We start from the raw sequence: 8,231 nt of genomic DNA on the forward strand, positions 1-8,231 counted from the left end.
CCCGTACGTCTCGTCCGCCCCGTGCTGGTGCGGGGCGGACGAGACGTACGGGAAGTGCCACGGGGCGGGGTAGTACCGGTTTTGCTGAACCCGCGAGCGTACAGGACCCCCAACTCACCCAACAGGACGACACAATGCTGCCTTTAGATGTCACTGCCTCAATAAATATCCAATCGCAGAAGTTTCTAGATGCAGACCCGGAGTTGGCGGCGGTATATCACCGGCTACTCCAACTCGACCCGGACGGGATTCGCTTCTCTCGCGTACTACGCGACACGATTGATCAGCTACTGAACGGGGAGGTCACTGGACGCTACGACTGGAAGACGCTCTTCAAAACCGAGAAAACCCATGCTGGCACCCTCGTTGAAATTAATCTTCAGCGTGAATTTGAGTTCACCGACGGCGTTGACATGGATTACCAGATCGCAGGCAGTGAGGTCGACTGCAAGTATTCCCAGTTGTTCGGCGGGTGGATGATTCCACCAGAAGCCACGGGACACATCTGCCTTCTTGTTTGGGCAGATGATTACAAGAGCCGCTGGAGCGCCGGCCTCTTGCGCATAGAGAAAGAATGGCTCAACGGAGGCAATAATCGCGATTTAAAGCTTACAATCAAAGCCGAGCACCGAAATAAAATCTTGTGGCTCTGGCACAATGCAGACCTTCAAGAGAATATTCTATTGCACCTAGAGCCCACAACAAGAGAAGCCATCCTCAAGCACCCGTCCGGACAAAAGCGAGTCAACGAACTCTTCACTCGTGTACAGATGAGGAAAATCGGACGTGGCGTTGTGCGCACCGTTGCGCAGCAAAGCGACTACATGGCACGAGTACGCGAAGCTAAAGGGCGCGCCCGTACAGTCCTGCGAGAGAAAGGAATCCTGATTCCTGGCCATTACAGAAGCCATCAAGAAGTAGCTCGGTCTCTTGGTGCCCCCGTACCGCTCCACGGAGAACTCGTAAGCTTCCGAGTCGCTCAAGCACTACCCCATCACGGAAACTCTCCGCGGGTTGAACTCGACGGCCGATACTGGACCCTCGCACTTGCAGAAGATCCCGAAGAAACCGCCCCACTACTGCCAAAACACACCACCAACAGAGAATTCGAGTAAGTACACAAGCTACAGATCCAGGAATTAGAAGAATGAAAGAAAAATCAGAACTCCCCCTACCGGAGCCCGAGTCTCCCGAAGTACTTGCAATTTTCCCGCTAGAAAGCGTCCGACAGCTCTACGGGTTCTTGTACAGGCGGCGCGATAGTCCGCCAGCCACTCATGAGATTCAGGAATTCATTACCCAAAAATTCGGCGAATCGCAGTCTGAGGCCATGCGCAGACTGCGCTCACTTCGGGATTGCTTTGAGGTTCACCGTTACCGCGACGGCAGCTTGCATCGATATAAGCTGAGAGGGTGGAAATCCACACATGCGGGTAGCATGCGTACACACATCAGCAACAAAGTCAGGGCCCAAGTACTAGCGCCAATGCGATGTGCGCAATGCGGGCAAACTCCCCTCGAGAACCATGTAAAGCTCTGCGTGGATCACAAGATTCCCGTGGCTTGGGGCGGAAACAGTGAACTCGCAAACCTACAGCCTCTATGCGAAGAATGCAATTCCGGGAAACGGGATTTCTATGCAACTTACAATCACCACGCGGAAAAGATTCAATCCGCAGTAACACATGAAGAGCCCCACAAGCGGATCGGCGAGCTGCTCAAATCATTTCATGGAGAATGGGTACCAGCAGAACTGATCGGCACAGTGGCTTCAATGGGGCAATATCAAGATGACTGGCAACGCCGCCTTCGCGAACTGCGCAAGATCGGCTGGGAGTACGAGAACAGAGTGGAGCGCGGGTCTGGCACGCAAGCCGCGATTTCCACGTACCGGCTCATTCGATGGGAACCATGGCCTAACGGTCCTATTCGTGCGGCAATCAACGGCGCCGAATGGCGCAAGCATAACTCATAAATGGAAACTGAGTGGGATCCACCTGAAGGATCCTGGGCATCTTCTGCGGCACGGCGTCGGAATATGCAGGCGATTCGCAGCCGGGACACAAAGCCAGAGATCCTGATCCGACGACTGGTACACGCGCAAGGGCTGCGGTACCGAGTAGCCGCTAAGCCTCTCGCAGAGCTTCGCCGGACGGCGGATTTGGTCTTCCGTCCGGCGAAGGTTGCCGTCTTTATCGATGGGTGTTACTGGCACGGCTGCCCCGAGCACTATGTTTCACCGAAGACGAACCCCGGATACTGGTCAGAAAAAGTGGCCCGGAACATGACACGCGATCGCGATACAGATCAGCGCCTTACGGATGCCGGCTGGACCGTACTCCGCTTCTGGGAACATGAGTCACCTGACGCCTGCGCGCTCCAGATCGCTACGACGGTCGGCAGCAGACGCGCTCGCGGCGGCGGGAGCCAGGGAACTGGTTAGCCGGTCACGCTTGGTCGTGGACGCCGATTTTTCCGCCTTGAGAGCGGTGTAAATCTGTTCACCCACAGCCTTTGCCACTGGGGGAGGAAAAGCGTTTCCCACTTGCCTGTATGAGGCAGTCTTACGGCCGGGAAATTTCCAGTCGCGCGGGAATCCCTGAATAATCGCCGCTTGCTGAACAGTCAGCTTAGGGCCTGCTGCTGCAAAGAGATCTCGCTCAGAGTCAACCATTTCTTGCGGCTTGTTAGCAACGCCCAATCCACACACTCCCAGTTCTTTCCATGCTTTCTTTGCACGAGTAGGACCAAGGTCAGCCCCGCCGTGCTTTTTTGAGCCGCCTACCAACGTCGGAGCTACTCCCTTCGACGCGCTTTCGAACCAATCACCATATGCGGCTTCAGCCCGAGGGTCTTCTATAGCGTCGAAGCGCTCTTTCATCGTAGGAGCCAGCGCTTCACCCACCGTCACGAGCGGGCGCTTCTCGGGCTCAGACCATAGAAAATGTTGCGCATATTCCTTCTTCATCGCCACCAGAATTGCACGGGGGCGGAGCTGCGGAACTCCGTAGTCTTTAGCTTCCAATACTTTCCAGTAACATTGGGCATATCCCATAGATTCCAGGGACTTCAAGATTTTCTCTCGATAATCCTGGAATTTCTGGTCAAGCAAACCTCGGACGTTCTCAATCATCACAGCTTTAGGCCGGAGTTCTTCCACCATGTTGAGCATAGTCGGGAACAAATCTCGCTCATCATCTTCACCCAACTGTTTGCCGGCAATGGAGAACGGAGGGCAGGGAACACCTCCTGCAAGGAGATCCAAATCCCCCTGCTCCAGGCCAAGCTGCAACCTGAATTTATGCGGATCAAGTTGAAGCAAGTCAGCTTCAATGACCTCGCAGCCCTCCCACTCGGCGTTATCTTCTACATTAAGCTTCAGGGTTTCACAGGCATGCTTGTCGATCTCAATCAACGCCAGATGCCTGAACTTTGCCTCATGCAGACCGTACGCCTGACCCCCGGCCCCAGCGCAGATCTCCACCGAGGTGAACTCCCTCTCAGTGCTGGTCATGCACCCTCCTTGCAAACTCGCACAGCGGACACTCTTTGCAACTCACCTTCACAGAGGGTGACAGACTGCACTGACAACGCCCCTCCCGACAGCACGGCGTGGCTCGTCAGACTCGGAACTTCACTCGCGACACTGCGAACACTCATACGATATTGCCTATGCGTAGCCCCAACTGGACACGAGACGAGCTGGTACTGGCTTGCGCCCTGGTCGTCAAGAACGGCTGGCGCGAACTCAGGGAGGGTGATCAAGCCGTTCATGAGCTGTCTGACCTGCTTCGATCGCTGCCCCTGCACAGTGGCGTGGCGAACCAGCTCCCCGAGTATCGGTCCGTCGGCAGTGTGAGCCATAAAACTACCGACCTGGCTACGAATCATCCCAAACACGGAGGAGGAAGAACGAAGGGGGGCAGGCTCGACTTGATTGTTATCAAGGACTTCATTGACGATGAGTCCAGGATGCTCCGCAGCGCCCAGGCGATCCGTGACGGTATCGGCTCTGGCGAACTGTCCAAAATCCGGGAACAGCCCGACGAGATCGCGGAGGACGGCACCACAGCGAGAGAAGGCCGCCTGCTGGCGCGCTGGGCGCTCTCGCGCGAACGAAACCCTAAGCTTCGGTCCAGCAAAATCAAAGCTGCCCGCAAGCTCGGCCTGCCGATCCAATGTGAAGTCTGTGACTTCAACTTCGGTCAGACGTACGGAGAGATGGGGGACGATTTTATCGAGGTGCACCACGTCCTGCCCCTCCATATCTCAGGACCTTGCGAGACCAGGCTTGCCGATCTCGCCTTCCTCTGCTCCAACTGCCATCGCATGTGCCACAGAAGCTACCGAGGCGAATCATGGCGCACCCCGGCGGCCGTCCGTGTGGAGATTGCAGAAGCCTTGAAAGCCGCCGAAGATACGTAGACACCCCTGCCGCCGACGTCATCAGGCGGCTTCCGCCTCATAGTGCGTCTGCGCGCGGTCGAGTACAGCGTCCAGGTCTGCGCCGTGGGCTGCCAGCCAGTGGAGAAGGTCCGCGATCAGGACAGTCGCGCACTCCTCCGCGGCGGGCCGACGGGACTGATCAGGTCCGGTCGGTGCGCCGGGGAGAGTCCGGTATGCGCCGAGTACCGTGGACGCGCGGTAGGTGCGGAGGCACTGCCGCCCCGCTTGACCGAGGGGGAACTCGCACCAGACCGCCTTGCCCGTCGCCGTCATGGTGGTGCCCCAGGCCGCCGCTACCGACGCCAGCAGGTGGAGGCCCCGGCCGCATTCATCGCCGCAGCCGGCGTACTTCAGGGTCGGCATCGCGTGGCTGGTGTCGTGCATCTCGATGCGCAGTCCGTCTCCCCTCGACTCCATGAGGAGAGTTGCCGGGACTCCGCGACCCACATGTTTGGTGACGTTCGTCGCGAGTTCCGTCACCGCGAGCTGCGCCTCGTCGGCAAGTACGGAGGCACCCCATGTCTTGAGCTGGTCTCGCACGACTCTTCGCAGAGTGTGGAGCTGGCCGGGGTCCGCCACGAAGGGGAGAACGCAACGGACACGAGGACGGGTCTCTCCGCAGCTGCACATGGAGCACTTCCTTGTTAGCCACGTCAGTACCGCGCAGAACGTATCCGTACGACTGCTCTGAGTAGCCGTTCGGTCCGAGTATGACACTGAGAAGTCTCTCCATGTAACTTCTCACGAGACTCTCCCGGGTGAATCTGCGCGATCATGAACGCCCTTCGGTCAGGGGCCTGTTGGGTGGAGCGACAGATTCCGGCTCGAAGTGGAAGGCTGTTCCCCATGTCAGCGAGGACCACAACCCGCCGTCGGCAACTTGGCGCGATGATGCGGAAGCTCCGGGCGAACAAAGGCATGACACTGGAGGAAGCCGGCCGGCTCGTCGGGGTCTCAAAGGCCACCGTCAGCCGGTACGAGACCCAGGAAGGGCCGGTGAAGTGGCCCATCGTGGACGCGCTCTGCCGGGGGTACGGCGTGAGCGAGGCGGAGCGGAACGCGGTGGTCGGGCTCGCCAAGGATGCAAGGAGCCAAGGGTGGTGGGCTCCGTTCACCGACTCCATCCCTGCGGATATGAGTCTGCTGCTGACGCTGGAGGACGAGGCCGTACGGGAGGACCACTTCTCCTGCGTCTACGTCCCGGGGCTTCTCCAGACCAGGAGCTACACCACCGCAATCCAGCAGGCCAACGAGATGCGGCTCACCGCCGAGGAGATCGAGCGGCTCGTGGATATCCGGATGAAGCGGCAGGAGATCCTGAGCCGGGCCACGCCTCCGCATCTCTGGGCGATCCTGGACGAGTCCGTGATCCGGCGGGTGGTCGGCTCGCCAGGGACCATGCGTGAGCAGCTTGATCATCTCCTGGAAGCCAATGAGTCGCCGCACATCACGCTTCAGATCCTGCCGTTCGCGAAGGGAGCCCACGCCGCGGCACTGGGCAGCTTCGTCATCCTCGGCGGAGCGGAGCCCTCGCTGGACGTGGTCTATGTCGACCTGCACGTCGGCTCGGTCTTCATGGAGAAGGATGCCGAACTGAACCGCTATCGCCTTGCGTTCGACTACCTCCGCGCACAAGCGTTGGACACGGCCGCCTCATCGGCCATGATCCGACGGGTTCGCGAGGAGATGTGATGGTGACAGTGGTCCGGTCCACGGAGACTCTTGAGTGGTTCAAGTCCTCCTACAGCGGCGGCAACACCACCGAGTGCGTCGAAGCCGCGCGCCTGCCCGGCTCGACGGTCATACGCGACTCGAAGAACACCGATGGACCCCGGCTCTTCTTCGCACAGGACGCATGGGCCGGGTTCGTCGGGGCGCTGCACCGGCCGGGAGCAAGCGGGCGGCTCGGGGCTTGAGCTTCGAGGGTCGAGGGCGGCTGACCGCCCTGCGTTGAGCTGGGGTTCGAGGGTGACGGCCTCGTCGGGTCCCGAGCTTCGGGGGGCGAGCCCTGTTTGTTTGAGTGGTTGGTTCTTGTTTCCCACCCACCCTCCCTGCCCCCCGCGAGGAGGCAGGGGGTTGACTTTTCGTGTTCGCCTTGCGACTTACGGTGACTGCGGTCTAGCGTGCCTCTCGGACGTAAACAGCCCCCGCCTGGTGTTAGCGCACCTGGCAGGGGCCTGACCGACGAGATCGAAGTAGGCGATCCCCTTGGCTGGTACGCAGTTTAGTGATGCCCCGCCTCCCCCGCACTCCGCTCCCCACCCCATGGCCCCTGCCGGGTTCGGGAAGCGGTCCTTGGCTGGTCAACCGGCTTCTTCCGCCGCCGACTTCGCGCTCCTGCCCGCGCGTGAAGCTGCCATCGCCTCCTTCATCGACCGGCTGCCGGACGGTGCCGATATTTCGGTGAAAGCCCTGGCCAAGGTGATGGATTACGGGCAGTGCGCCCTGCGCACCGCCCTCAACTTCCTTCAGCGGGCCGGGCATCTGTTGCGGAAGCGGGAGCATGTCGTCGGGTCTCATGGGGCTCGGTGGGTCACCCGCACGTGGTTCTCCCGGGCCGCCCGCAGTGATGGCGAGTGGAGTGCGGGAGGCGACGCGTCAGAACCGGTTCAGGCTCGCGACCGCCGCCCCACGCCGCCGCCCGAGCGGTCGCGGGGGTACGCCCTGCTCGCCTCCCTCGGGCGCCGGTCTCCCGTTCTGTCGTTGTCCTCCGCCGACTGCGCCGCCCTGGAGCCCTTGGTCGTCGAGTGGTTCGGGCGGGGAGCTGGTGAGGAGGAGGTACTGCGCGCCCTCGCCCACGGGCTGCCCTCGCCCGTTCATCATCCGGCCGGACTCGTCCGTTCGCGGCTCGTGGCCAAGCTGCCGCCCCGGCCCGCGGATTCGGAGCGGGCGGCGCCTCGGGTCGTGGAGTGTGCCAAGTGCCGGGCTCCCGCGCGGCCCGAGGCGCTGGTGGGCGGCGAGTGCGGTGTGTGCCGGGGCGCGGTCGCGTCCGTACAGCCGGTTGGGGCGCTGTCGCCCGAGCGCGTTCGGGCACGGGCCGCCGAAGCCAGGGCCGCCGCCTCGTGCGACCCTGCGGGGCTTGCCCTCTCGGGTGTTATCGGTACGGGCGGATGATGACCTCCGGGCGGTCCGGGCGGGCTCTGGCCTGCTGGAGTTTGGCCCTGACCGCCCTGACCAACTCCTGCGGGTGGTCACGGACCAGGGCGGGGACGGCGCTGACCACGTCGATGCCGTGGGCCTCCATGCGCAGGCGGCGGCGGAGGGTGGCGCGGTATTCGGCCACGCCCCGGTGGAACTCCTCCGAGTCGATCTCCAGGGCCACGCCCGCGAACGGCCAGTAGGCATCCGGGCGGGCGAGGAAGGCGCCGTCGGCCGTGAGGAGACTGGGGTTCCAGAGGGCCTCGGGGACTCCCGCCGCGCGCAGGGTGTCGCGGGCCTGGCCTTCGGCGATGGACTGGACGCCCACGCGGAGTTCGTCCAGGACGGCCCGTACCGCCGGGTTGCGCAGGGCGTGGGAGGCGTGGAGTTCGGCGCGGAGGTCCTCCGGGTGGCAGGGGCACTTCTGGACGGTGGCCGCGAGGATCGCGCGCACCCGTTCCGGGGAGGGTTCGTGAGCCGCGAAGTCGGCGGCCGCTCGGACCGGGCGTACGCAGGGAATGCCGTCCACCAGCAGCGTGGGCGGCCAGCGGCTGGTGCGGCGTACGCGTACGTACGATCTGTCGCGCAGGCCACGGCGGGCGCCCACCAGGACATCGGCCCGGTCGCCGCCCGCGCCGCGCACCCCG

Annotated in this window: 11 protein-coding genes; 8 read left to right on the top strand and 3 right to left on the bottom strand. The window is 62.0% G+C overall.

Annotated features, from left to right (window positions below):
• The 4 genes from DVH02_RS37160 to DVH02_RS20250 all read left to right on the top strand — a co-directional run.
• Positions 1 to 73 (top strand): SEC-C metal-binding domain-containing protein (locus tag DVH02_RS37160; RefSeq protein WP_199566353.1); only part of this gene is annotated, 73 nt, incomplete at its 5' end.
• Between the two features lie 61 nt (positions 74 to 134).
• Entirely contained in the window at positions 135 to 1,115 is a 981-nt protein-coding gene (locus DVH02_RS20240) for a NaeI family type II restriction endonuclease (protein WP_114625246.1), read from the top strand.
• 371 nt (positions 1,116 to 1,486) lie between these two features.
• Positions 1,487 to 1,975, top strand: a complete 489-nt coding sequence (locus DVH02_RS35225; protein ID WP_267899066.1) for an HNH endonuclease — start codon at positions 1,487 to 1,489, stop codon at positions 1,973 to 1,975.
• Positions 1,976 to 2,443, top strand: coding sequence for a very short patch repair endonuclease (locus DVH02_RS20250; protein WP_114625248.1), 468 nt, complete (start codon positions 1,976 to 1,978; stop codon positions 2,441 to 2,443).
• Here DVH02_RS20250 and DVH02_RS20255 read toward each other — a convergent pair.
• Positions 2,360 to 3,514: a DNA cytosine methyltransferase gene (locus tag DVH02_RS20255; RefSeq protein ID WP_114625249.1), complete on the bottom strand. Its 1,155-nt coding sequence runs from the start codon at positions 3,512 to 3,514 to the stop codon at positions 2,360 to 2,362. The genes DVH02_RS20250 and DVH02_RS20255 overlap by 84 nt on opposite strands.
• A gap of 158 nt (positions 3,515 to 3,672) precedes the next feature.
• Between DVH02_RS20255 and DVH02_RS20260 the strand changes: the two genes are divergently transcribed.
• Positions 3,673 to 4,425, top strand: a complete 753-nt coding sequence (locus tag DVH02_RS20260; protein ID WP_114625250.1) for an HNH endonuclease — start codon at positions 3,673 to 3,675, stop codon at positions 4,423 to 4,425.
• A 21-nt stretch (positions 4,426 to 4,446) separates the two neighbouring features.
• Here DVH02_RS20260 and DVH02_RS20265 read toward each other — a convergent pair whose 3' ends face one another.
• Positions 4,447 to 4,986: an ATP-binding protein gene (locus tag DVH02_RS20265; RefSeq protein WP_233518343.1), complete on the bottom strand. Its 540-nt coding sequence runs from the start codon at positions 4,984 to 4,986 to the stop codon at positions 4,447 to 4,449.
• A gap of 306 nt (positions 4,987 to 5,292) precedes the next feature.
• Here DVH02_RS20265 and DVH02_RS20270 point away from each other — a divergent pair, with 306 nt between their 5' ends.
• The 3 genes from DVH02_RS20270 (at position 5,293) to DVH02_RS20280 (ending at position 7,560) form a co-directional block, all read left to right on the top strand.
• Positions 5,293 to 6,138, top strand: a complete 846-nt coding sequence (locus DVH02_RS20270; protein WP_114625252.1) for a helix-turn-helix domain-containing protein — start codon at positions 5,293 to 5,295, stop codon at positions 6,136 to 6,138.
• Positions 6,138 to 6,362: a DUF397 domain-containing protein gene (locus DVH02_RS20275; protein WP_114625253.1), complete on the top strand. Its 225-nt coding sequence runs from the start codon at positions 6,138 to 6,140 to the stop codon at positions 6,360 to 6,362. Before DVH02_RS20270 ends, DVH02_RS20275 begins: the two co-directional genes overlap by 1 nt.
• A gap of 379 nt (positions 6,363 to 6,741) precedes the next feature.
• Positions 6,742 to 7,560, top strand: coding sequence for a hypothetical protein (locus DVH02_RS20280; RefSeq protein ID WP_233518344.1), 819 nt, complete (start codon positions 6,742 to 6,744; stop codon positions 7,558 to 7,560).
• Here the strand turns inward: DVH02_RS20280 and DVH02_RS35230 are convergent.
• A partial coding sequence (locus tag DVH02_RS35230) for a hypothetical protein (RefSeq protein WP_158575918.1) occupies positions 7,541 to 8,231 on the bottom strand: 691 nt, incomplete at its 5' end. The genes DVH02_RS20280 and DVH02_RS35230 overlap by 20 nt on opposite strands.

The organism is Streptomyces corynorhini, assembly GCF_003346515.1.
Lineage (GTDB): Bacteria > Actinomycetota > Actinomycetes > Streptomycetales > Streptomycetaceae > Streptomyces > Streptomyces corynorhini.

Excerpts from the sequence above, each read along its gene's own strand:
- DVH02_RS20240 (WP_114625246.1), top strand. The coding sequence starts at position 135 with ATGCTGCCTTTAGATGTCACTGCCTCAATAAATATCCAATCGCAGAAG.
- DVH02_RS35225 (WP_267899066.1), top strand. The coding sequence starts at position 1,487 with ATGCGATGTGCGCAATGCGGGCAAACTCCCCTCGAGAACCATGTAAAG.
- DVH02_RS20250 (WP_114625248.1), top strand. The coding sequence starts at position 1,976 with ATGGAAACTGAGTGGGATCCACCTGAAGGATCCTGGGCATCTTCTGCG.
- DVH02_RS20255 (WP_114625249.1), bottom strand. The coding sequence starts at position 3,514 with ATGACCAGCACTGAGAGGGAGTTCACCTCGGTGGAGATCTGCGCTGGG.
- DVH02_RS20260 (WP_114625250.1), top strand. The coding sequence starts at position 3,673 with ATGCGTAGCCCCAACTGGACACGAGACGAGCTGGTACTGGCTTGCGCC.
- DVH02_RS20270 (WP_114625252.1), top strand. The coding sequence starts at position 5,293 with ATGTCAGCGAGGACCACAACCCGCCGTCGGCAACTTGGCGCGATGATG.
- DVH02_RS20275 (WP_114625253.1), top strand. The coding sequence starts at position 6,138 with ATGGTGACAGTGGTCCGGTCCACGGAGACTCTTGAGTGGTTCAAGTCC.